This is a genomic window from Micromonospora sp. CP22, assembly GCF_009712475.1.
Lineage (GTDB): Bacteria > Actinomycetota > Actinomycetes > Mycobacteriales > Micromonosporaceae > Micromonospora.
In genome coordinates, this window is record NZ_VCJO01000027.1 from 24,758 (window position 1) to 47,237 (window position 22,480).

Genomic DNA, 22,480 nt, shown 5'->3' on the forward strand with positions numbered 1-22,480 from the left:
GGGCACGCGGAAGCGGCCGGCCCACCGGGTACATGGGCGGCTCACAGGGCGAACAGGAATGCGTGCGGCGGGGATCGGGTGCTGGTGGTGCGGTGCGACCTGGGAGTCGCCGCGCGGCGCGGGCGCCGACCGGCCTAAAGGCGGGTGGGCGGAGCGCACCGTCGGGTGCGGCGGTGGTTCCCGAGGCGGGACCGGACCGGTGCAGCGATATGTGGGTGAAGGTGGTGCCGATGACGGTAACGGCCGGATCTGTCAGCGCCGCCCGCGCCGATGATCGTCAGTAGTGCGGTTGACCTGCGCTGTGAGACATTCCGGCCCGTTGTGAGCCGTCGTCGACGCGATCCTTGTCAGGCTTCCCGACACTCACAAGTGACCTTTGGATGCTGACAGGCGCGGCAGGGTGACCGCGCCAGGTGGATGGCGCAGACCGGGGGTCCTTGGGGCGGAGTCGTGAGGTCTTCCTGGCGGTGCCAGCGTTTGCGCGGCCGTTGGCGTTCTCCGTCCGGCCGGGCGGGGCCCAAAGAAGCCTCCGGTCCCCGCCCGGCCCCGTGGGACAGTGCAGGAGGCTTACATGAGTGAAACGACGGCCGGACAGTGGGCGTGGGCCGAGGATCCATGCCTGGTCATGTGGTGTGTGACATTCACCCGGGCCATCACGGCCCCGGATGTGCTCGCGCGATACGGCGCGGACCCGCGCGTCGCCCGCCTGCTCGACCGCGACGAGGCCAACTCCTTGTATGCCGAGACCGCTCAGGAAGGGTCGATGTTGCGCGCCGGTTCCTTGGGCATGTGGTCGTTCTGTTTCGAGGAGCACGGCATCACCAGTGCCATGTCCGGCACATGTGCCACCCTGTCCGAGGGCACCGAGACCCTCAGCGTCCTGCGCGGCGCCGACGGCATGAACGGCTTCGCCCATTGGCGTGACGGTCGACGCGTCGAGCGTTTCGAGCCCGGCATGACCGTCACGAAGCCTCAACCACCACACCCCTGGTGGGACGCTGTCGAGGTTCACCTCGCCACACGTCCTTCGCCGCATTCGCGGCTGGTGCCGGTCCTGGAGGTGGTTGCGGCACACATCGGTGCCGCGCTCGACTCCCGCACCGTCGACGGGCCGCTGCTCACCGCAGCTCTTGTGACCAGCGGCGAATCTCTCTCGCGAAGCCGCCCGCGTACTACCAGCCGCCGTCCGCCCGGGCGCCTGCTGCCCAGCCCCGCGTCCGTCTCACCTCGAGCACAGACGGAAGGGCGGATGGAGGGACGCGAATAGGAGCACCCGCTGGGTCATCACGCGATCGCCCGACGGGGTCGACCTGCTGGTGTCTAGAGATCGTCGAAGCGCTGTGGGTTGGTGACCGTGGCGGGTCCGTGGTCGCACGGCAGCTCGTGCAGGTAGCGCCGGTGGCCAGGTTCGGAGACGAGGGTCCACACTCGGCCGGCGGGGTCTGGGCCGTGGACGGCGGTGGCGATCGGGCTGGCGGTGCGTAGTCCGGCGAGCACGCCGAGGAGGCTGGCCTCGCGGCGTGGGCTGGGTACCCAGAACAGCACGGGGTAGCGGGGGCCGAAGGTGGTGAGGCGTTCGTAGCCGCGCAGTTTGGCCACGACCCGGGCCAGGTTTTCGGTGTCGTTGTCGTGCTCGAGGAAGAAGCCGGTGGAGGTGTCGCCGACGGTCCAGACGCCGTGGCCGTCGGGGCGTATGCCGGCTTGGGCGTAGACGGTGGTGGCGTGCTGTTCGGACCACCAGCGCGACAATCGGGCACCGCCGGTGCGGCGGGCGGTGGCGATCAGGTCGGTGAAGAACTGGTTGACGCCGAGCAGGTGGTTGACCTGTCCGCTGGCGGCGATCCGCTTGGCGCGTTCCAGGGAGCTGCGTGGTGGCTTACCGCCGCCGCTGCCGGTCGGGTCGTGGTAGGTGGTGGGGTGGAGTTGTAGTCCGATGGGGCCGAGGGTGTAGAGCAGCGGGCCGTAGCGGCCGGTGTGGCTGCTGCGGCCGAAGCGGTGCAGCACGTCGAGGCGGTGCAGGATCGTGAGCCGGCGTTGGGCGGTGCGGCGGTGGTCGAAGAAGGCGTTGGTGATCTGGTCGGTGGACAGCAGGTAGTGCTCGGCCAGCAGGGCCAGCAGGGCGTGGTCGCGGGGGACGATGCGACCGAAGACCGCGAGCGGGTCCGGTTTGCTGGAGGCGGAGGGAACACGGGAGTACACGACGGTTGCTCCTAGGCAGGATGAGGTTTCCCTCCCGATCGGGAGGGGTGTCTGGCGAGGGAGAGGTCGGTGCGGAGGGTCTGTCAGGGGTGTGTGCGGCACTGACAGCCCAGGTCAGCACCGTGGTGGAGGTGCTCGCCTGTGATGGGCGACGAGCCCGGTGGCGGGCCGGTGCGCGACCCTGATGACGCCACCACGCTGGCGGAGGCAGTCAGGGGCGGCCGTACTTCGGGCGGGCACGCCGCTGGTCGGGTGTGCGGCTGAGTCGCTCGACGAGTTCGTCGACGGCGCTGGTGTCCTGGGCGGGCACCGCAGCGGCGGCGGCCTGCCGGATCGCGGTCGCCTCACCGACGACCGGCCTCGGCGGCCGGGTTCGCATGGTGAACGCCGGGGTTTGGCGGCCGTCGACGAGCAGGCGCGCGGCGGCGGTGTACGCGTCGAGGTGGGCGAGGTCGTGCTCGCCGAGTTCGGGCAGGGTGTGCCGGGCGAGCTGCCGGGCGTCCTCTGGCGCGACCGTGAAGTACACCTTGTTGCGGGCGTTCGCCGACGCGGCGGCGAGCAGGTCTCGGGGAAACTGGGCGAGGTCCTGGTGGGCGAGTACGAGGGACAGCCGGTACTTGCGGGCTTCGGCGAGCATCGTGTCCAGCGAGTTGGCCAGGGTGAGGAAGTTCTGCGCCTCGTCGATGATGAGGCTGGCGTCGCGGCGCCGCTCGGGTGCGACGCCGGCGCGGGCGGTGGCGGCCTGCCACACCTGGGCGAGGACGAGGGAGCCGAGCAGCCGGCTGGTGTCCTCCCCGAGCACACCCTTGGGGATGCGGACGAGCAGCACCCCGCCGTCGAGCACGCGCCCCATGTCGAAGCTCGACTTCGGGTAGCGCATGGTGCGTTTGACGAAGTCCCGCAGCAGGAAGGCGCGCAGGCGGGCGAGGACCGGGCCGATGACCTGGGAGCGGAGGCTGTCGTTGAGGCTGTCGTACCACTGCCAGAAGCCGCTGAGACCGGCCGGGTCGTCGAGGTCCACGGTCATCGCGGACCGGAACTGCGGGCTGTTGAGCAGTGGGGGAATGTGCTGCAGGGTCACGTTGTGGTGGCGCAGCAGGGTCAGGCAGGCCACCCGCATGACGTCGTCCATCCTCGGCCCCCACGCTTTGGCGAAGATGTTCCCGAAGATCGATACGAGATTGTCGACGACCAGGTCAGGGTCGTCGCCCTCGAGCGGGTTCAGCGTTGGCGGGTTGTCCTGGTCGGGGTCGAACAGGACGACGCGGTCGGCGACGGTGGCGGGGAGCCGGTCGAGGATGTCCAGGACGAGGTCGCCGTGCGGGTCGATGACGACGGTTCCCCGGCCGGCTTTGATGTCGTCGAGGGCCATGTTGACCAGCAGGGTGGTCTTGCCCGAGCCGGTGGAGCCGATCACATGCAGGTGATACCTCGCGTCCGGCACCGACAGCCCGACGCTGTGGCCGCCGATCTCGGCGTCGCCGAGCATCTTCACCCCACGCCCGCCGCCGGGGACGGCGACCGGGGCCGGCATGGAGGCGGCCCGGGCCCGGTCCAGGCCGGGCACGGCAAGGTCCTGCGGCAGTGCCGCGAGCGCGGCGAGTTCGGGTGTGCATGTGAGGAATCCGGGGCCGAGGCGGCGGGCGGCGAGGACGGTCACCGGTGCTCGCATTCGGGTTCGGTGGGTGAGTCGGTTGCGGCCGGTGTGGATGGCGAAGGCCGAGGCGAGGGTGTCGGCGATGCCGCGCAGCCGGCCGTGCGGGTCGGCGGCGGGCCGGCGGTTGGTGGTGGCGACGGCGTACCGGATTCCGGTGGTCCACAGCGGGTGGGCGGTCTTGTCGAGAATCGCCCGCACGTCGCGGTCGATGGTGGGATCCCGTCGGGCGGCGGGCGCCAGAGGACGGTCGGTGCCGCTGCCGGGCAGGAACGTCTCCAGCAGCCACAGCAGCGGCGTGGCCGGGTTGATCGCCGGTGCGGCGGTCTTGCCGGCGCGTAGTCGCCCGGCGGCGCGGCGGGCGCGTGCCGCCCGGCGTGGTGGGGCGGGGCGGGCGAGGATCTGCACGCAGGCGTACTCGCCGGGTTTCAGCTGAGCCCCGGCGGACATCAGGGGCCGCAGCGGGTCGGTGTCGTGGTCGGTGGCCAGGGGCAGCCATTCCGCGTGTACGGGCAGCAGGTGTCCGCCGGCGGCGGGCCGCGCGTTGAGTGGGATCGGCGGTGGGGGGTTGGGGTCGGTGGTGGTGGCCGAGCCAGGCCACGCGGCACGCACCGCCGCCTCGACCGCGCCGGGTGGGACAGTGCCGGGCACCCAGATCGAGATGAGCAGCTGCCGGCCGGACCAGGTGTACTGCCACACCACGTGCGGGGCGCCGACGAGCAGGCGCCGCCGCCGTGACGGGGTCAGCACGCCGGCCAGGTTCGCCCACAGGGCGGCGGCGCTGTGCGGGTCCACCTCGGGCGGCGGCGCGACCGTCACGAGGCGGGCGCCGTGGGCGTGCTGGTGGTGCCGCCAGGTCTCGACCAGGTTGCGGGCTGCGATCCCGACGGCGAGCAGGCCCGCGGCGACAGCCGCCAGCCACGGCCGCTGTGCGGCCCACACGGCGACGTCGACCAGGGCGTCGCCTGCTCCGGTAGGTGGCGTAATGACGTCGGTGCCCGGCCCGGCCGTGGGGCTGGGCACCGACAGGCGCGTGCGGATCAGCGCGCCGATCGGCGGGTTCACAGCTGTTCCTCCTCGTCGTGGTCGGCCAGCTCGGCCGGGGTCGTGGTGCACACGGCGTGTTCCTGCTCGGAGCTGATCGACTCGAAACCGGTGCGGGCGACGCCGCAGATGAGCAGCCCCTGTCCGGGTCGGGCGGCGAGCAGGAGCCGCCGTTCCCCGCCGGTCAGGCCGAACGCGTCACCGACCGCGTCGATCGCTTGTGGGGCCTGCTTGAGTAGGACCTGCGTGGCGGCGTTGGACACCACCGCCTGGCCCAGGTCGGTGCCCAGCACGTCCGCCACGTCCTGCGTGACGACGGTGAGGCCGGCGAACCGTTTACGGCCGGCCTTCGACATGCGGAACAGGAACCTCGCGCCCTCGCCGTCGCGCATGAGCAGCCACGCCTCGTCCACGACGACGAGGCGGCGCACCGACGGTGTCGCCACCGTCCGGGGCTGGCGGGGTAGGTCGACCTGCCGCCAGATGTGGTCCAGGGCGAGCAGGGTGCCGATGGTGCGGAGTTCGTCGGGCAGGTGTCGCAGGCTCCACACGACGAGGTGTCCGATCGGGGTGTGGGTGGTGGGGCCGTTGAACAGGTCGGCGAAGCTGCCGTGCACCCACGGGGCCAGTCGGGCAGCCAGCTGCGTGGCGCCCGGCTCCGGGTCGGCTTCCAGGCAACCCACCAGGTCTCTCAATAGCGGTGCCGGGCGGGTGTGGGTGTGCGGGTCGGCGGTGATGCCGGCCCGTCGGTAGACGGCCAGAATGGCCCGGTCCAGTGCGGCCCGCTCCGCCGGCGGCGGCGGGTGCCCGACCAGCACGGAGATGACGGTGTGCAGGAACAGGCCGCGGCGGGTGAGCACATCCGGGCGGTGGTCCCCGACCGGCAGATCCAGAGGGTTGATCTTCACGCCGGGCATGCCGAGCCGGACCACGGTGCCGCCGACCGTGTCGGCGAGCCGCGAGTATTCGTCTTCGGGGTCCACGATGGCGACCTGGACGCCCTGGTACAGGTTGCGCAGGACCTCCAACTTCACGAAGTAGCTCTTGCCGGCCCCCGACCGCGCGAGGACGACGCTGTTGTAGTTCTCCTGGCTCCACCGGTCCCACCAGACGATCCCGTTGGAGGCGGGGTTGACGCCGTAGAGCACCCCGCCGCAGACCGGCGGATCACCCGGCAGCGGCGCCGGCAGATCAGGGCTGGCAAGGGGGAACGCCGCGGCGAGGGCCTGGGTGTCCATGGTGCGCGGCATCCGCAGCGAATCAGTCGCGAGGGGCAGGGTGGTGGTCCAGCCGGCCAGGTGCCGCCACGTCGCCGGCTGCGCCTCCAGCAGCGTGGAGGCGGCGGCGGCTTTCACCTGCGCGCACGCTTCCAACAGCTCCGCCTCGGTGCGGGCGTGCACCGTCAGGTACAGGCCGACGCGGAACAGCTTCGCCGCGCCCCGGGCCAACCTTTGGGCCAGGTCGGCGGCGTCCTCGGCGGCGGCCTCGACGTACGGGTCGGACAGCTTGCCCTTCTCGCTGCCGGCCCGGCGGGACGATTCGAGGCGGGCGCGCTGGGTGCGCAGCCGGGACGCGGCGACCGTTGCGGGCAGCGGGTCAATGTGCAGGGCGAGGTCGAGCCGGCCCGGCCAGGCCAGCAAAGGCTCCAGCCAGCCCGGCCCGACCTCGGCCGGATACCCGGTGACCACCAGGGTGGCCGCGTACCCGTCGCCAACCCGTAGGAAACGGGGAGTCACCTCCACCGACGCCGGCGCCACCACCCCCGCCACACCTCCGGTGGGGGGCAGCGCCGCAGCGACCGTACGGCCTCGGGCGGTCGGGCCGGGCAGTCTCCAGTTCATGATGATTCCTTTCGGGGTTTCTGCCTGCTCGCCGCAGGCGCGGTGATGACGGTGTCGGGGGCGGCGAGGCCGCCGGTGCGGGGCGGCCGGTATGGGTCGGCGCAGGCCGCGATCGCGGCGGTCGCGGCGTCGCCGTTCAGGGCTCGGGTGGTCACCCCGAGCCCGGACAGCGACCGGGCCGTGTCGTCGGCGCGGCGGCGGGCGGCGTGCCCGCCCCGCCCGCCGGTGTGGGCGCGGGTGACGATGAGGACCTGCCGGCGCAGCGGATCACGTCGGTGCGCGAGGTCGTCGAGGAAGCGGGCGTGGTCGGCGCAGGCGGCCTCCAGCGCTGGGTGCGGCAGCCGGTGGGCGGTCGCCTCTAGGCCGGTGGCGTGGCTGGCCAGGTCGACCGGCTGCGCGGAGACCACCACCTGTGTCGGCGTGGACAGGCTGTTGAGCCAGCGGCCGAACGTGTCCACGAGGGCCTGCTGCTCGCCGGGGGTGCGCAGGGCGAGGTTGACGGTGGTGGCCGCGACGATCGCCGCCGGCCCTGCGGGCAGGGCGATCTCGCCGTCGTCGGCGATCGCGGTCGCCGGCAGCCGCAGCGGGGCGGGCAGCGGCATCCGCCCGGCCGTGGCGTCGACCCAGTCGGGGAGGCGGCTGGTCGTGTCGGTGGTCGACAACGCCTTCGGCGCCCGCTGGTGGCGGATCGAGGCGAGCAGCCACTGGTCCATCGGGAGCCCATCGCGGCGCCCGACGGCCAGGCCGAACACCAGACCGCCGAGCACCACGCCGGCACCGATCAGCAGCGCGGCGGGCAGCAGGGTGTGCAGCGACCGCCAGCCGCCGTAGAAGACCACGGCGGCGACGGCGAGGATCGCCAGCTGCCGGAAGGTCAGGCCATACAAAACTTTGTCCGGTGCGTCGACGTCGGCGGGAACCCTTGCCCTATACGGCTCGTCAGTCAAGGCACTCTTCGGACTCATTGATAATCACTCACCCTTTCCATCCATTGAAAGCTCAGCGCTTGGCCGTGCTGTTCTCGCAGCGCAAGCGCACTGGGCTGTTCGTCGTGTGCGAGGTTGAGGGAGGCGGCGGGTCACCGTGGCTCAGGAGTGGACCGACCGCGGCGTGCCGGCCTCGACCGACCGCCTCGCGGTCGGTGGCTTGACCGCGAGGCGGTCGCTGGTCGATGCGATCGCCCCTGCCGGGGCGCCGTCGGTGGAGTCGGCCGACTCGTGGGATGACGGGGTGACCGTCGGGGAGCGGGAGTAGATGTCTGGGCGGGATCGTCGCCAGGCGGTGATGGCGGTAGCGAACATGGTCGAGTCGTTGCTGCGCGGCAGCGGGCCAGCCGCCGGTGAACCCGACGGCGAAGATCAGCAGCTGAAGCTGTCGCGGCTGGCGATCGTGTACGTGCGGCAGTCGACGGTGGCGCAGATGCGGTTCAACACCGAGTCGGCCCAGCGGCAGTACGGCCTGGTCGGCACCGCCGCCGAGTTCGGGTGGCTGGCCGAGCAGATCGTCGTGGTCGACGCCGACCTGGGAATGTCCGGTAGGGCCGCGCACCGTCGCCGTCCGAGACGGCGAGGTCAGCGTCAAACAGGCCGCCGCCGGTTATCCCAGCCGATGCCGTCTACAACTGGCTGCGCCTCGGGCAGGCCCCCGCTCGGCGTGGTCCCAGCGGACGCTGCTGCTTTCTGGGACGACGCTACGCAGGAGATCTACCGGCAAAAGGTCGCGGGTTCGTTCCGGCTGAAGCCGATCGCACCTGCTCACCAACTGCTGTAGGGCAGACTTGCCTGCCGCTTGACCTTGGTGAAGCCCCACCGTGGTTGTGTGCCGGCTTTATCTGAAGAGGAACAGACTCGGGCAGCCCAGCGCTGACAGCCCCGAGGGCACCAGCAGGGACTCCCCGTACCTGCTCATCCTCGCGGTGCGGCGGGCAGCCTGACTCCGACCGCCGCAACGGTCCCACTAGTAGTCAGGAATTTCGACGATGCTGAAGTTCGCCATCAGGTGCGCGGTCATCGCCTCTCGGGGGCAGCGGGTGCCGCTCGGGCTCAGGTCCGCGGTCAGGCCGTCGCACGCCGGCCGTTCGCTCAGCCGGCACGGGCCGTCGAAATGCTCGCACCGGCGGCGACCGAACGACCACTCCATGAGCAGTGATCGCATGTGGGAGACCATCTGCGCCTGGAACGCCTGGCGCACGGGGCCTGTCGCCTCCTCCTCGTGGATCTGCGCCGGTCCCCAGCTTCGCATCGGCACCCGGTTGAAGATCTCTCGTAGCGCCTCGCGCGGCGCGCGGGCGATCTCGAAGAAGGGGCTGCCTCCGCCGATGTCCTCGCGCGTGCTGAGATTCTGCATGAAGAGCGTCCGCCAGTTGGTAAGCATGCCCGGTGGGACGGGTGACCAGGTCCGCAGTTCGTCGAACAGCCGGTCGACTCCGGCGGCGGCGATGCCGGGCAGTTCGGCAAGATTCGTCATCGGCGCGCCGACCGCGCGCAGAAGCGTCTCCTGAAAGGTGCGGGTCTCTTCGGCCGATCCGTCGCGGATCCCGATGGCGGAACCTGCGTCGGCCCGCGCTTCCAGTAACTTCAGGTAGTTGTCGAAGGCGAACCGGCCGCCGGTCTCGGGGATTTCCCCGGTCCGCACCAGCACTTCGAGCCAGTCGTCCATGTTCAGGGCGGCGTCGATGATGGCCATGATCTCCACCAGCGCGGTGGCTCGCGCCTGGTCGCCGAGGCGATGCTGGGCAATGGCGGCGTACATCCCGGCCGCGATCCCGTACGGCTCGAACGGCAGAAATCGCAGGGTGTGGAATTCCTGACGCTCGGCCAGGGAGAGTTCTGGCCGCTCGACAACGTTCCGGAACCCCTCGACGGCGGCACTCAGCCCCTCGAACAGGTGCTTCGTCCCGAGCAGAACATGACTGGCGGCCGAACCCGACGCGCGGCGTACCTGGCCGAGGTCGAAGAAGCGCAGGCGTCCCGCCGCACCGATCCGGTCGTCCGGGTAGACGGACATGCCGTGGTCGTCGCGCGGCGGCCCGCCGAAGAAGCTTTCCAACTCCTCCGGCCGGTATTGATGGCCGCCGTCGGCGCACCAGCTCACCGCGGTCAGGGCGTTGACGATGTCGGAGTAGCGGCGAAATCCCGAGGAGTGTTCGTACACCATTGGGTCGACCAGAATCCGCGGTCCGACGATCCCTGCCGCGGCCTTGCTTGCCTCGCTGGTCATCGCGGCCATCATCCGCATCTGTAGATGCGCGTCCCAGAACCACCGGATGCCTGTCATGGTGGTAGTCACCTGCCAGACGTGGGCCACCTCGTGGGCCATGGCGGGCACCGGAAGAACCGCCCCGACACCTTCCTGGGTGCTGACTTCCCTGTTCCGCTCGCTGAGCAGGCCGGCACCGAAGTGCATGTTCATCGAGGCCGGATCGACGAAGGCGATGTCGTCAAGGTTCTCCGTACGCAACACGGAGAGCCAGGGTGTCATCGACCCTTCTCCGGCCCGGACGAGAGGTCCGCGATGATCGTCTCGACCGTCGTGTCCCGAGCGCGGCCGTCAGACATACCCGACGCCATCAGAAAGGACACTCGCGCCTTCTCCAGCGCTTGCAAATCGTCACGGACGGCGTCAGCGCGCCGGCTCTGGGCGCGGTAGAGCCGATAGAAGAGCCAGGTCACGAGCGCCGAGGGCACGGAGAACCCGGCGGCGGTCCAGGCCCCGTCCGCGAAGTTGAGGGCGGCGAGCACCGACGCGGTCAGCGTCACCAGGAACGTCACCGTGCCCAGAACCACCACGAAGCCGAAAGCCTGACGAGCGCCGGCTCTCGCCTCGGCCCGAGCCTCGGCGAGGTCGGCCGATCCGGCCGCCAAGAACTCGGCCAGTGCCCGCATGGCGCGCGGCGATGTCCGGCGGTTGCCGCTGGGCCGGTGCAGAATGCCACCGCTCTGCCCATTGTCGGCGGCTGGCTCCTCGGCGCGGGCCATGGCGAGCGCCTCGCCTGCCCAGTGGCGGCCGTCATCGCTGCGGAGCCGGTGAAGAAGGGTTTCGAGGGATTCGGCGGAAGGGCTCATCGGGTGACGTCTTTCGCAAGATCCGGAGAGTGGTGTGCCGCCCCTTCATGGTCGCATCAGGACAGTCCGACCTCCAAGGGTTGCCCAACGAAAGTGGGCTACCGCCGAGAGTGACACGGGGGAACAACCTCCGGGCTTCGCGGTCGGCATAGAGCAAAATCGGCGGGTGTTGCCCGGGGAAGAGTTCGACACGTCCTGCTGCCGGGCCTGCCGGGGTCGCGTCACCTGGCCGCCCTCAACCTCGTCGAGTCACTTCGCTAGGACGAGTGGGGTCTGATCCCATTTACTACGACCAACTACAACCTGCCGACATCGCACTGTTCGACAACATCGCCGCTGTCAGCGCTGCGGATGGCCCGCCGCAGTAGGCTGCCGACGCCTACCGCAGCGCCCCTCGCCTGCCCGCCCCGGCCCCGCTTGCCGACGGCGGCCGACCCGGGCAGTGGCCTCCAGGCGTGGCAACTCTCGCCGAGAACCACTGAAGGCGGAACCGTCCGCAATCCAAACAACACTCGCAGAGAAGGCAGTATGAAGCGCCCGTCGGCATGCGGGCGCGGACCACGTCGTCGTCGCGGGTGTCATCGGGCCATCGCGCGCGCTCGGCCGAGGCCGGGAACGGCCCTGGACAGTTGCTGGACGACCACGACGCGCACGACCGCGCCGAGGAAGCTGGTGTTGCGCCCGGACTGGGACACGTACCGGCCGACCAGGCCGGGGATCTTGACCGTGTACCAGAGCAGCACCATGACCACGAACAGGTTCAGCACCGGTCCCGGTTCGGCGGGCAGACCCAGCGCGGGCAGCATGTGCCGCGGGTCGAGCAGCATCCACTGCCCGGCCTGCAGCATCAGCGCCTGCAGCACCGGCGTGGCGAGGCAGCCGGTGTAGCCGCGCCACCACAACCGGGCCAGGCCGTCGGTCTGCGGCAGCGCGTGGCAGGCCAGAGCGAGCGGCGCCGCCGCCGTGAGGACCAGCAGGGTGGTCAGCCGCACGATCAGGCTGAACGCGGTCATAGCGAGCAGCACCGTGATGAGCAGCGCGATGACCACGAACAGCAGCGCCGGCAACCCCGAGCCTTCCTCGGCTGCGGCGTGGACGTGCGTGTTGACGGCGGTGAACGCCCCGTCGGGGCTGTGGCCGGGTTCGGACAACGCCTCGGTCAGGCCGTTCGCCACGTCGATGGCCATGCCGCACAGCAGCTGGGAGAAGTGGGCGCTGACGAACCCCACGACCAGGCGTGGCGCAAGGTCCTTGATCGTGTAGCGGGACCGCTCGTCGCCGCCGGAAACCATGACCAGGATCCCGGCGGTGACGAACGCGAGGACGAAGACCGTGTCCACGATCCAGGTGGCACGGCCCGTGAGGGCCTGCACCTGCGGCAGGCCCGTCACGTCAGGTGTGATCAACAGGAATCTCGCGATCGCGCCGAGGACCGCGTCGAAGCACGCGAGGATCGCCGCGGCGACCCACCGCATGACCGTGTCGAGGATGTTGGCGACCGGGAACAGCAAGCCCATGCCTCAGCCCCCGACGATGCCTCTGACGATTTGCAGCAGCACCGGCGCGAGCACCGCCAGGCCGTAGCCCACCAGCGCGTTCTTCAAGGCGGCCTTGGCCTTGTCGACCTGGGCGGGGTCACCGCCCGCGGTGGCGTAGTAGACCCCGGCCAGGACCAGGAACAGCGTGGCCACCGCGCCCAGGATCCCCATGATCCATGCCTGGATGTTCGCGATGACCTGCGGCAACGAGTTGGCCGCGAGATAGACCGGGGTGCCCGGGTCCGCGAACGCGGCGGAGGGCACGGCGACCAGGATCGCGACGGTGGCCATATGTACGGCGACGGCGACGGCGCCGGCCCGGCGCGGAGTGCGGCGCCGGGTAACGGCGCGGCCGGACAGGAACGTGCGGGCGCGCGGAAGTCGCGTGCGAGACATTGGGACTCTCACCTCCCGCCCCGCGCCGCACCTGCAAACGGTGCGCGCTGGGGCGACTAGCGGAAGACGGGTAGGAACCGCCGCCGGGCGTAGCGGGAGGTGAACGGGCGTACCGCGTGGAGAATCCCCGGGAGGAGCACGTCCTCCCTCATGGGTTTGGCGGCTTCGATGTGGTGTCAGCGCATCAAAAGGGGCGCGGCACCCGGGGCACACGACACGCGCGTGCCTCCCACTAGCCCGACGGCGGGCAGCATCCCCCGGGGCCCGGGCCATCGATGGCGCCGGCGGGAAACATCTGCACCCACCAACCGGGCTTTGTCAGACATGGCGAACACCCAGAGACCTGACAGGGCACCCGCGATTCTCACAGGGCAGGCGCACCGGCATATCGAGGGCGATGGGTGTCTACCCGGCGCGGGCGAGAACCGGCGCTGCGCTTGTGCCTGTCGAATGCTTTGTCACTCTCGTCGGCTCCCGCGTTCGGCGGCCCGCTCAGGCAGTCGGCCGCGTCCGCGGCGCCTGTTGCCCGACACAGCGGCTTCGTGGTGACAGCGGCGCCGGGTGGTGGGCATGGTTCGGGCCCGGCGCGATGGTCACGCCGGGCCCGAGCAGGGGGAATGCGTCGTCAGGCCGCCGCGGCGGCAGAGCCCACTCGGTGGCGCGCGGCTGCCCTACCGGCCCGGATCTTGGCGCGGATGTCGTGGCGCCGGGTCAACTCGTCGCGCAGCCGCGGGGACAGCGGCCCGGTGAGCAGGCCGACGTCGAGCGCCCACGCCAGCCGGGCGTCGGCCCGGTTGAGGCGCATCCGCAGCACATCCACTTCGACATCCAGGGTCTCGGCGACCAAGGCGGGAGTGCGCCGGGCGAGGCGGATCGCGATGTACGGCTCGACGTCCTCGCCGTCGATGACCCCGAGAGCCTCGGCCCGGTACACCAGCAGGTCGACGTGCCCGTACGGGTGACGCGGCAGGCGGGACTCGGCGGCGTGCTCGATGTCGTCGACGAGAGGGTACTCGCGCTGGGCCAGGCGCAGGTCCCGCCCGGCGCGCCACGCGGCGAAGCACAGGCTGGCGTGCGGGGCGTCGCGGCCGGGGTCCACGCCGCCGCGCAGGCCCTCCAGGAATCCGGTGAGGATCTCCGCGTCGATGTCGGCCGGGTCGCCGTGGTATCCGGCGGCGAGGCTGCCGGCCATGGCCACGAGTGCCGGCATGGCCATCCCGACGGCGGCGATCACCCACTCCGGTCTGCCCTGCCGGGCGCGGCGGATCAGCTCCCGCCACACAGCGTCACGGGCGGCGTACGCGCTCGGATGCGCCATCAGCCAGTCCCGCAGTACCGGCAACGGAACCTCGCCGAACGGCAAATCAAGATCGATGCCGGCAGGTGCCGACGCGCCGAGATCACCGGCGGTGGTGCCGGCGCATCCGGCAGCGGCTGTGACGCCGCCTGCGGACACGGACGTGCCGCACTCGGCAGTGCCGGAATCGGCGGTGCCGCGAGTGCCGGACACGGTAGTGCCGGCGCCTGCCGAGCCGGTGGTGCCGGGCGTGCCGGCACGGGTGAGCGCGGCACAGTCGAGGGTCAGTGGCGCCGGGTCGACGGTCAGCGCCGCGAACGCCTTGTCGGCGGCCCGCAGCGCGGACGCCGGCCAGTCGTCACGAAGGTCGGACTCGCTCATGGGATGGGGCTCCAAACCAAAGGCAGCAGGGATGTGCCGCAAGAACGGCGAACAGCACCCAGTGCGCCACAGCCCCCTCACAACGGCCTGACGAAGCAGGTCAACGGGGGAAATAGCTGTCCGCGCGAAACGCTCACCCAATCTGACAAGGCTTGGACTGTCAGGAATGAAAATATGACAAGGAATCGATTGTCAGGAATCCTTGCAGAGTGCAGTGAGGGTCGTGAGCTGCCTTGTCGGGCTCGCCGTAGCCTGATCGTCCTCCACCGCCGATCCTGGACAGGGCCGACCCGTGCGATGGGCGTGGGAAAGCTGACAACGCTGCGGGAAGCTCACCGTGATCCGAAACCGCGATCTGACAAGGCTCTGACAAACCCTCTTCCCGATAGAACAACGGTCCTGCCATCCGAGGTTCCGTCGCGGGCGTAGTTGCTCCGGTCGTAGTAGCGGTGGACGGCGGACACGCGCCGAGTTGCTCGCCCGGCGCCTTCGCGCGGCCGGCGCCCACTGCTCGGGGGACCGGAGCGATGGACAGCCCGGCCTCCAGCGCCGCGACCGACGCCAGCGCGCGTCGCCGCCGGGTGGCCGAGCGCGCCGGCCGAGGATGTGAGCCGAACTGCGAACTGCGACACGGCACCGCCGGACAGCCGGGACTGCCGCGGTGCTGTCGAGTCGCCGGAAAGTGCCCACAGACTGCCAGGTGTCGAACTGCCGGAGGTGCCGCGGCAATACCGAACTGCCGCGCCCGCCACCCGGCGCCCGCCCATCGGCAGGTGCCAGCGTCGCCGCGACATCCGGCGGCCACACGGTGTCCGAGCCTGCCGACGCCTTCCGCCGCTCCGTCACCGCGATACAGAGCGTGACGACCGGTCCGGCGCCGCGAGAGAGACTCCGGCGGATCTGACAGTGCGGGTCGCTGAGGTCCTTGCCGTCGCCCGCCGGTGCGCTCGGCACGTCAGCCAGGTATCAGGACCCAAACCGAGCTGTCATGGCCTTGCGGGCGCCTTGTCAGACACCGAGGACGCTTGTCAGAGTCCGCGGTGTTCGCCAGGTCTGACAGACCCCGGTTGGTGGGTGTCAGCGCATCACGGCGCGGCGCGGAGCCGACATCGCATGAGTCGATCCACACCGCACACCCCGCAGCCCCACGGCGACCCGGCCCAGACCGACGGCGCCGACCCGACTCTCCTGGTCGATCTGGTTGCCGGCGACCCGCCGGTGCCGATCACCGTGTGGCGTACCGCCCGCGACGGCGACGACCCCACCACCGGCGTTCCCGCCCGCCTGGCCTACCGACTGATCTGCGCGTACAGCCGGCCCGGCGAGGCGGTCGTCGACCTCACCGACGGCCACGCCTTGACCGCCGCCTGCCAGCGCGGACAACGCCGGCACCACACGGCGTGGTTCACCGATACGGCCTCGCTGATCATCGGCCCGGCCACGCCGCTGCCCGACGTCGAGATCGACACCGGCCTCGATGAGGCGATCGGGGCCGGCCTGGACGGGCCGGAGCCGCTCGACCTGGCCGTCTGGTTCGGTGACGACCTCACCGACCCGACCATCCCGCCGGTCCCCGCCCTGCCCCCGGACGCGGACGCCAGCGTCGCCGGCGTCACTAGCCTGGTGGTCGCCTGCTGGCCCCTGGACCGTTCCGGCGAAGTGTCCAACCGTGTCCGCCTGGCCTGGCTGCTCGCCGCGTGCGCGCGGCTGCTGCGCCCGGGCGGCTGCCTGGTCCTGGTGGTCGGCACTCCGGTCGGCACGCCTACCACTCCGGAGGACTTCCGTCCCCTGGTCGCGGCGGCTTCCGCCGCCGGGCTCGGCTACCTGCAGCACATCGTCGCCGTCGACGCCGAGGCCGACGGCGACCAGTTCACCTACTTCGCCAGCGACGAGGAACTGCTCGCCCTCGCCGCTGGCGAGGACGGCCAGCGGTGGGCGGTCGCGCATCTGCGGGTGCACGCCGACTGTTTCGTGTTCAGCCAGACCCAGCCGCCCACGCCGCGGCGCCGACGGGGTGGTGACGCCCGTGCCTAGGCCCATCGCCCCGATCGCCGCACCCGACCCGGACGACAACGACTCCACCAACCGGCCCACGATTGCCTCCGCCACGAGCGCCGGCCACCACGGGCACCGCCGGGCCGCTCCCGGTCCGCAGGGCCTGTCGGTGTGGGCGACCGCCCAGTCGACGGGGCCGGTGCAGCGCCGCGGCCGGTACGTGCCGGACTCGGTCCGGCACCCGGCGCGGATGCTGCCGGCGATCGCCGCGCACGCCATCGACTCCTACACCTCACCCGGCGACCTCGTGCTCGACCCGATGTGCGGCATCGGCACCACCCTGGTCGAGGCCGCGCATCTCGGCCGGGACGCCATTGGTGTCGAGTACGAGAGCACGTGGAGCGACATCGCCGATGCCAACATCGCCCACGCCCACACCCAGGGGGCGACCGGGCGGGCGTCGGTGGTACGCGGTGACGCTACCCGCATCACCAGCCTGTTGCCGGCCGCGCTGGCCGGGCGGGTGTCGCTGGTGGTGACCTCGCCGCCGTACGGGCCGACGGTGCACGGCCTGGTCCGCCCGCAGGCCGGTGCCGGGGTCCAGAAGTCCGACAACACCTACAACGACGGCACCGACAAGGGCAACCTCGCCTACCGGGACCTGCCCGGCCTCGCCGAGGGATTCGCCGAGATCCTCGCCGGCTGCGCTACCCTGCTCACCCCCGGCGGGATCGTCGTGGTCACCGCCCGGCCGTGGCGCAAACGCGGCGAACTGGTCGACCTGCCGTCCGCGGTCATCGGCGCCGGGACCGCGGCCGGCCTCGTCCCGATCGAGCGGTGCGTGGCGCTGCTCGCCGCCGTCCGCGGCGGCCGGCTGATCGCGCGGCCGAGCTTCTTCCAACTCTCCGCCGTACGCAAGGCGAGGGCCGCTGGGGTACCGATGCACCTGATCGCCCACGAAGACGTCATCGTCCTGGCCAAGCCGCTCCCCCAGCCCTCGGGGAAGGGTGAGGCCCGATGACCGCACCGACGACTCGGCTGCTGTCGCTCGGCGCCGGGGTGCAGAGCTCGACGCTTCTGCTGTTGGCGGCCCGCGGCGAGATTACTGGGTTCGACGCGGCGATCTTCGCCGACACCTCGTGGGAGCCGGTTGTGGTCTACCGGCATCTGGACCGGCTGATGGAGGTCGCCGACGAGGTCGGCATCGAGATCGTGCGCGTCCGTTCCGGTGACATCCGGGCTGACGCTCTCGACCCGAAGCACCGATTCGCCAGCATGCCCCTGTACACGCTCGGACCGAACGGCGAGCGGGGCATGGCCCGGCGACAGTGCACAGGCGAATACAAGATCAAACCCATCAAGGTCGAGGTTCGGCGGCGGCTCGGCTACCCACACCCGGCCCGGGTACCGGCCGGCGTACGGGCGGACATCGCGATCGGGATCAGCCTGGACGAGATCGGCCGCGCCCGCGACGCCGACGTCGCCTACATGCGCAACGTCTTCCCCCTGCTCGATCTCGGTTGGCGACGCGAGGACTGCCTGCGTTACCTGCACCAGCAGGGTCTCGGGGACACCCCGCGCTCGTCGTGTGTGGGTTGCCCGTTCCACGCCGACGGTTTCTGGCTCGCGCTTCGCGAGAACAGTCCGACCGAGTGGGCCGACGCCGTCGCGTTCGACCATGCGATCCGTAACGGCTCCGCGCGAGCCAACGCGGCCGGGCATCCGCTACGCGGGCAGTTCTTCCTGCACCGGCAGCGGGTGCCTCTCGACGAGGTGGTGCTGCGCCCACGTCCGCAGCCGGCGGACACGCCGGGGTGCGGGCCGTGGACGTGCCCCCACGACGCCCCGAACTCGGCTCCGACCGGCACGGGCCGCGGGGAGGTGGCGTGAGCGGTGCGCATACCACCGGACCGCGGATCGGATCGGTCTGCTCGGGCTACGGAGGCCTCGACCTGGCCGTCGAGCTGGTGCTCGGCGGCCATCTCGCCTGGTACGCCGAGACCGACCGACACGCCGCCATCGTCCTGCGCCACCACTGGCCCGACGTCGCGAACCTCGGCGACATCCGCACCGTCGACTGGACCAGAGTCGCACCGGTCGACATCCTCACCGCAGGATTCCCCTGCCAGGACATCAGCAACGCCGGCAAGAGGGCCGGTATCACCGGGGAGCACTCCAGCCTCTGGACACACGTCGCCGCAGCCGTTCGCGGTCTTCGACCTCGCCTGCTGTTCGTGGAGAACGTCGCCGCCCTCCTGCGGCGCGGCTTCGACGTCGTCCACCGTGACCTGGCCGAGATCGGGTACGACACGAGCTGGCTATGCCTACGCGCATCCGACATCGGCGCCGCCCACCGACGCGACCGGCTGTTCCTGCTGGCCACCCCCGCCGAACGAGAGGGTGCGGACGTTGCCGACTCCCTGCGCCCGTGACGGCAAAGGCCCCGGCCACCAGCACGGCTTACCCGACGTCGTCGAACCGGGCGGCACCCGCCACCACCTGCTCCCCACACCCACCGCACAGCCCTACGGGTCGAACCGGTCCCCGTCGGCGGGCGCGGCACGCCGGCCAAGCCTGGCCGGCGTCACCGGGCGACTCCTGCCCACCCCGACCGCCGGAGGCGGCACCGGCTACATGAGCGGCACCCACCGCGACACCTGGAAACCAACCCTCGAATCAGCCGTCCACGGCTACCGGCCCCACCACGGCGGGAAACCCCCGAAATCCCAGGCCCCACCGCCGTCGGCGGCGGCCAGCGGTCACTCCGCTATGGGCATTCCCGGCCCCCTGCTGCCGACCCCGCGCGCCAGCGACACCGGCACCGCGGGGCGACGGGCCGGCGCCGGGTTCCGCCCGCCACTGTCGCAGGTGCTGCTGCCCACCCCGAAAGCCACCGACGGCACGAAAGGCTGCCCAGGACAACGCGGCTCACACGGGGATTTGACCCTGCCATCGGCGGCGGTGCGGGTACCCGGGCGTACCCTGCCAACCCCACGCGCGTCCGACGCGCGCGGTCCCGGACGACACGGCGACGGCGGCACCGACCTACGCACCACCGTCGCCGACCTCACCGGCGACCTGGGACACCCCGACGAGCGGCGGTGGGGCGTCTACGCCGCCGCCGTCGCCCGCTGGGAACTGCTCATCGGCCGGCCCGCACCCACGCCCACACAGGTCGGCACACACGGCAAGCCTGTCCTCGCCCCACCGTTCGTCGAGTGGCTCATGGGCCTTGACGAGCGCTGGGTCACCGACCCAGCGCTCGGGCTGCCGCGCACCGCCGCACTACGGATCCTCGGCAACGGCGTCGTCCCCCAACAGGCTGCCGCAGCGTTGCGGATCCTGCTATGCCCCGTCCGGTGGGAGGTGTCCACATGACCAGCGGTCGCCGCGGGTGGAACACCCTACGAAGGGTCCTCCGTCGCGCGTACCCGCTCGGCGTCGTTGTCAGGTGGTGCGCCCAGCCAGGCGTGGACCGTCGCGATCTCCTCGTCGGAGAAAGTGATCTCGGCGTCGGGGGCGCGGCTGAGGACGTTGCCGATGAACGCCGCTGCGATCTCGTCGGCTGTCGGTGGGGGTTGACGGTGCAATGGGCAACCGCCGAACGACGTGCCCCGAACGACGAACCCGACCGCGTTGCGGCTGACCGGCAGCCCCTGCTCCCGAAGATGGTCACGGGCCCAGCTGGTGCACTGGGTCCAGTTGAACCGCTGCGACTGGGCGTACTCGGCGAGTGTCCGGTAGATCGCCGGCCACCAAGGTTGCGGCATTCGCGGCAGATCGAGCTGGTCGCTCAGACGCTCGACGGGATTCGGCAGAGCGACTCGGGGCGGCGTCGCGGTGACAGTCTCCGGAGCCGGATGGCGGCTGGTGTCCCAGAGCAGATGCTGCGACATCCGCAGGTTCGGCAACGTCAGGCTCGCCAAAGCGCGGGCGAAAGTGCCGAAGCCGAACCAGTTGCTGTCGCTGACCGACGGACCGAGCTGCGTCCGCAGCCGGGAAGCGAGCGAAGCCATGTTCAGCGGCTCGGTCGCCGTGGCGTACTCCTGGGTCACGATCGACCGGAAAGCCTCGTACGCCTCGCTTTGGCCGACGGCAGGGGTGTCACCGTCGACAGCGACCACACGCTCGGCGAACCCGTCGTCCACCTCGCTGTCGGGCTCATCGTCAAGGTCGACCGACTCGCCCTGTACCAAGCCCAACAGGTGCTGGCTGTCGAGAACCTGGTCGGCGATCGCGGTGAAGGCCTCGGCCGCGTCGGCCGGTGAGACGATCATGGTTCGCCGGTCGGAGCGGCGTAGGCGTTGCAGCAGCGGTGTCATGTCGGAGTCGCCGGAGGCGATGACGAACTCGTCGTACCGGGTGTCGGCGGACAGCGCGTCAACGGCGTCGACGACGATCCTGATGTCGGCCGCGTTCTTTGTGCTGCTGTAGCGAGGGCAGTCGATCACGTCGAAGCCGGCACGGACGAACGATGGCCGGAACTTCGAGAAGAACAACCGCGTCTGCTCCCCACCCTGGTCTGTGCGGTACACCCAGCCTGCGGGGTTCAGGTAGCAGCGCAGGACCAGCCAACGCCGCGCGCCATCCGTCGTGGCCGTCGTCGCCAGCCGGCGCAACCACCCTGCTGGGTCCTCGGCGAAATGGACCGCCACGTCCGGATCCAACTTGTAGAGGCCGCCGAACACATTGTCGAAGTCGAGGTAGAGCGCCGCCCGAACGTGACTCACCAGCGCAACCTACCAACGCTGCGCAAGGACGCCGTCACACGTACCGCCTCACGGCAGCACGTGTGACGGCCGCCGCGAGCGAGACCCGCACCTGACCAACCTGATCTCACTCTGCTTCCAGCATCGACGATTCGGAGTACTCACCGTGACCAGCCACGACATCGACCCCACAGGAGCGCCCAGCAACCTGGCCAGCGGCGCCGGGGTGTGGACCGGAGCGCATCCCCGCGCTCGGCGCGATCACCGACCTACCCACCGCCGGCCGTGTCTTCGGCCTGGGCCGGGCCCTGTCCTACGAACTCGCCCGCACCGGCGACTTCCCCGCTCGTCATCCGCGTCGGCACCCGCTACAAGATGCCCGTCGCCGGCATCCTCACGACGCCATCCGCCCCGCCCACGGCAGCGCCGACCCCGCGACACGGGCGACGGTCAGGGGCGTGCGGCCGATGAAAGCGGCCAGTATCCAACGCCTCTACGCCACCCTACGCAAGGCCCTCAACGACGCTGTCGTCCGAGCCAAACTGATCCCCACCAGCCCCGCCCTCGGCATCGAACTTCCCACCGCCCGCCGCGCCAAGGCACGGATATGGACCGCCAAAGCGGTTGAGCACTGGCAGGCCACAGGGCAGCGCCCCAGCCCGGTGACGGTGTGGATGCCTGCGCAGGGCCGGAGGCTTCCTCGACCGGTTACCTCACTGTGGTCCGACAGATCACCACCGTCGGCTACACACCCGTCGCTCGCCACGTCACAAGCGACGCCGGGGACCGAGTAATCCCCTCGGTCCGAAAACCATCTTGTCCTCCGCGACCACCTCGAGATGCGCCAGCGCTGGCAGGCCGTCAGCGGCGACGAATGGCCCGACAGCGGTTTGTTCTTCGTCCGCCCCGATGGCGAGCCGTGGCATCCCCAAACCATCCAGCGACCGCTTCGACCACCTCATCGCCAAGGCCGGGCTGCCGCCCCGTACGGCTACACGACCTGCGCCACTGCGCCGCCACCTACCTGCGCCACGGCGGCGCCGACATGAAAGAAGTCCGCGAAACCCTCGGCCACTCCACCATCGGCCCCACCTCCGACACATATACCAGCGTGATTATCGAACTCGAACGCGGCACCGCCGACGCCGCCGACCTCATCCCCCGCAACGACAGCGCGGCGTAGCCCTAAACACAACGACCGCGACGCCACGAGAATTTGCTCTGATGCCTTCTAATCTGGCCTATGGGTGCTGCGTGGCCGAGGGGCGCAGACCCGCCATTCGAAGCCTAGTACGGCAGCCGCCAATTGCTAGCTGACCAGGGTGTAGTCCCTGCTTAGCCGTGCGCGTTGGTGGAACCAGC

General features: G+C 70.8%; 18 protein-coding genes. 8 read left to right on the forward strand and 10 right to left on the reverse strand.

The features are described 5' to 3' along the window. Nucleotides 1-571 precede the first annotated feature (571 nt). Nucleotides 572-1,267, forward strand: coding sequence for a DUF6461 domain-containing protein (locus tag FF096_RS24695; RefSeq protein WP_155221957.1), 696 nt, complete (start codon nucleotides 572-574; stop codon nucleotides 1,265-1,267). A gap of 53 nt (nucleotides 1,268-1,320) precedes the next feature. On the opposite strand, the gene FF096_RS24700 is transcribed toward FF096_RS24695, so the two are convergent. The 4 genes from FF096_RS24700 to FF096_RS24715 all read right to left on the reverse strand — a co-directional run bounded on the left by FF096_RS24700 (nucleotide 1,321) and on the right by FF096_RS24715 (nucleotide 7,703). After that, entirely contained in the window at nucleotides 1,321-2,199 is an 879-nt protein-coding gene (locus tag FF096_RS24700) for a replication-relaxation family protein (protein ID WP_309223876.1), read from the reverse strand. 211 nt (nucleotides 2,200-2,410) lie between these two features. Further along, a complete protein-coding gene (locus FF096_RS24705) occupies nucleotides 2,411-4,894 on the reverse strand; it encodes a type IV secretory system conjugative DNA transfer family protein (RefSeq protein ID WP_375335390.1) in 2,484 nt (827 codons plus the stop codon). A gap of 20 nt (nucleotides 4,895-4,914) precedes the next feature. Continuing rightward, nucleotides 4,915-6,738, reverse strand: coding sequence for a VirB4 family type IV secretion system protein (locus FF096_RS24710; RefSeq protein WP_155221958.1), 1,824 nt, complete (start codon nucleotides 6,736-6,738; stop codon nucleotides 4,915-4,917). Next, nucleotides 6,735-7,703, reverse strand: coding sequence for a PrgI family protein (locus FF096_RS24715; RefSeq protein ID WP_155221959.1), 969 nt, complete (start codon nucleotides 7,701-7,703; stop codon nucleotides 6,735-6,737). The genes FF096_RS24710 and FF096_RS24715 overlap by 4 nt, the downstream gene beginning before the upstream one ends. A gap of 289 nt (nucleotides 7,704-7,992) precedes the next feature. On the opposite strand from FF096_RS24715, the gene FF096_RS24720 reads away from it, so the two are divergent. Continuing rightward, complete coding sequence (locus tag FF096_RS24720; RefSeq protein WP_155221960.1) at nucleotides 7,993-8,508, forward strand: hypothetical protein; 516 nt, start codon at nucleotides 7,993-7,995, stop codon at nucleotides 8,506-8,508. A 186-nt stretch (nucleotides 8,509-8,694) separates the two neighbouring features. Here the strand turns inward: FF096_RS24720 and FF096_RS24725 are convergent, their stop codons facing one another. From FF096_RS24725 to FF096_RS24745, 5 genes are all read right to left on the reverse strand, one after another. Then, nucleotides 8,695-10,200 carry a hypothetical protein gene (locus FF096_RS24725; protein WP_196222636.1) on the reverse strand — a complete coding sequence of 502 codons (1,506 nt, stop codon included), beginning with the start codon at nucleotides 10,198-10,200 and terminating at the stop codon, nucleotides 8,695-8,697. Between the two features lie 14 nt (nucleotides 10,201-10,214). Next, nucleotides 10,215-10,802, reverse strand: coding sequence for a hypothetical protein (locus FF096_RS24730; RefSeq protein ID WP_155221962.1), 588 nt, complete (start codon nucleotides 10,800-10,802; stop codon nucleotides 10,215-10,217). Between the two features lie 578 nt (nucleotides 10,803-11,380). Further along, the gene (locus FF096_RS24735; protein WP_155221963.1) at nucleotides 11,381-12,319 is read right to left on the reverse strand and encodes a conjugal transfer protein TrbL family protein; all 939 of its coding nucleotides are present in this window, start codon (nucleotides 12,317-12,319) and stop codon (nucleotides 11,381-11,383) included. A 3-nt stretch (nucleotides 12,320-12,322) separates the two neighbouring features. Beyond that, entirely contained in the window at nucleotides 12,323-12,631 is a 309-nt protein-coding gene (locus FF096_RS24740; RefSeq protein WP_230462937.1) for a pilin, read from the reverse strand. A 730-nt stretch (nucleotides 12,632-13,361) separates the two neighbouring features. After that, nucleotides 13,362-14,414, reverse strand: coding sequence for a hypothetical protein (locus FF096_RS24745; RefSeq protein ID WP_155221965.1), 1,053 nt, complete (start codon nucleotides 14,412-14,414; stop codon nucleotides 13,362-13,364). Between the two features lie 1,113 nt (nucleotides 14,415-15,527). Between FF096_RS24745 and FF096_RS24750 the strand changes: the two genes are divergently transcribed. From FF096_RS24750 to FF096_RS24770, 5 genes are read left to right on the forward strand one after another with little or no spacing between them, the layout of a single operon-like run. Continuing rightward, entirely contained in the window at nucleotides 15,528-16,448 is a 921-nt protein-coding gene (locus FF096_RS24750; protein WP_155221966.1) for a hypothetical protein, read from the forward strand. Continuing rightward, nucleotides 16,432-17,430 (forward strand): TRM11 family SAM-dependent methyltransferase, encoded by a 999-nt coding sequence (locus tag FF096_RS24755; RefSeq protein WP_375335386.1) that lies wholly within the window; start codon nucleotides 16,432-16,434, stop codon nucleotides 17,428-17,430. The genes FF096_RS24750 and FF096_RS24755 overlap by 17 nt, the downstream gene beginning before the upstream one ends. After that, a complete protein-coding gene (locus tag FF096_RS24760) occupies nucleotides 17,427-18,299 on the forward strand; it encodes a hypothetical protein (protein WP_155221967.1) in 873 nt (290 codons plus the stop codon). The genes FF096_RS24755 and FF096_RS24760 overlap by 4 nt, the downstream gene beginning before the upstream one ends. Beyond that, nucleotides 18,296-18,841, forward strand: coding sequence for a DNA (cytosine-5-)-methyltransferase (locus FF096_RS24765; RefSeq protein WP_309223877.1), 546 nt, complete (start codon nucleotides 18,296-18,298; stop codon nucleotides 18,839-18,841). The genes FF096_RS24760 and FF096_RS24765 overlap by 4 nt, the downstream gene beginning before the upstream one ends. After that, entirely contained in the window at nucleotides 18,810-19,787 is a 978-nt protein-coding gene (locus FF096_RS24770) for a hypothetical protein (RefSeq protein WP_375335387.1), read from the forward strand. Before FF096_RS24765 ends, FF096_RS24770 begins: the two co-directional genes overlap by 32 nt. Nucleotides 19,788-19,813: 26 nt before the next feature. Here the strand turns inward: FF096_RS24770 and FF096_RS24775 are convergent, their stop codons facing one another. Continuing rightward, nucleotides 19,814-21,139 (reverse strand): NYN domain-containing protein, encoded by a 1,326-nt coding sequence (locus tag FF096_RS24775; protein ID WP_309223878.1) that lies wholly within the window; start codon nucleotides 21,137-21,139, stop codon nucleotides 19,814-19,816. 853 nt (nucleotides 21,140-21,992) lie between these two features. Here FF096_RS24775 and FF096_RS24780 point away from each other — a divergent pair. Next, nucleotides 21,993-22,301 carry a tyrosine-type recombinase/integrase gene (locus FF096_RS24780; RefSeq protein WP_155221969.1) on the forward strand — a complete coding sequence of 103 codons (309 nt, stop codon included), beginning with the start codon at nucleotides 21,993-21,995 and terminating at the stop codon, nucleotides 22,299-22,301. The last annotated feature ends 179 nt before the right edge of the window (nucleotides 22,302-22,480 follow it).

Excerpts from the sequence above, each read along its gene's own strand:
- FF096_RS24715 (WP_155221959.1), bottom strand. The coding sequence starts at position 7,703 with ATGAGTCCGAAGAGTGCCTTGACTGACGAGCCGTATAGGGCAAGGGTT.
- FF096_RS24780 (WP_155221969.1), top strand. The coding sequence starts at position 21,993 with ATGGCCCGACAGCGGTTTGTTCTTCGTCCGCCCCGATGGCGAGCCGTG.
- FF096_RS24720 (WP_155221960.1), top strand. The coding sequence starts at position 7,993 with ATGTCTGGGCGGGATCGTCGCCAGGCGGTGATGGCGGTAGCGAACATG.
- FF096_RS24730 (WP_155221962.1), bottom strand. The coding sequence starts at position 10,802 with ATGAGCCCTTCCGCCGAATCCCTCGAAACCCTTCTTCACCGGCTCCGC.
- FF096_RS24710 (WP_155221958.1), bottom strand. The coding sequence starts at position 6,738 with ATGAACTGGAGACTGCCCGGCCCGACCGCCCGAGGCCGTACGGTCGCT.
- FF096_RS24735 (WP_155221963.1), bottom strand. The coding sequence starts at position 12,319 with ATGGGCTTGCTGTTCCCGGTCGCCAACATCCTCGACACGGTCATGCGG.
- FF096_RS24740 (WP_230462937.1), bottom strand. The coding sequence starts at position 12,631 with ATGGCCACCGTCGCGATCCTGGTCGCCGTGCCCTCCGCCGCGTTCGCG.
- FF096_RS24745 (WP_155221965.1), bottom strand. The coding sequence starts at position 14,414 with ATGAGCGAGTCCGACCTTCGTGACGACTGGCCGGCGTCCGCGCTGCGG.
- FF096_RS24760 (WP_155221967.1), top strand. The coding sequence starts at position 17,427 with ATGACCGCACCGACGACTCGGCTGCTGTCGCTCGGCGCCGGGGTGCAG.
- FF096_RS24695 (WP_155221957.1), top strand. The coding sequence starts at position 572 with ATGAGTGAAACGACGGCCGGACAGTGGGCGTGGGCCGAGGATCCATGC.
- FF096_RS24750 (WP_155221966.1), top strand. The coding sequence starts at position 15,528 with ATGAGTCGATCCACACCGCACACCCCGCAGCCCCACGGCGACCCGGCC.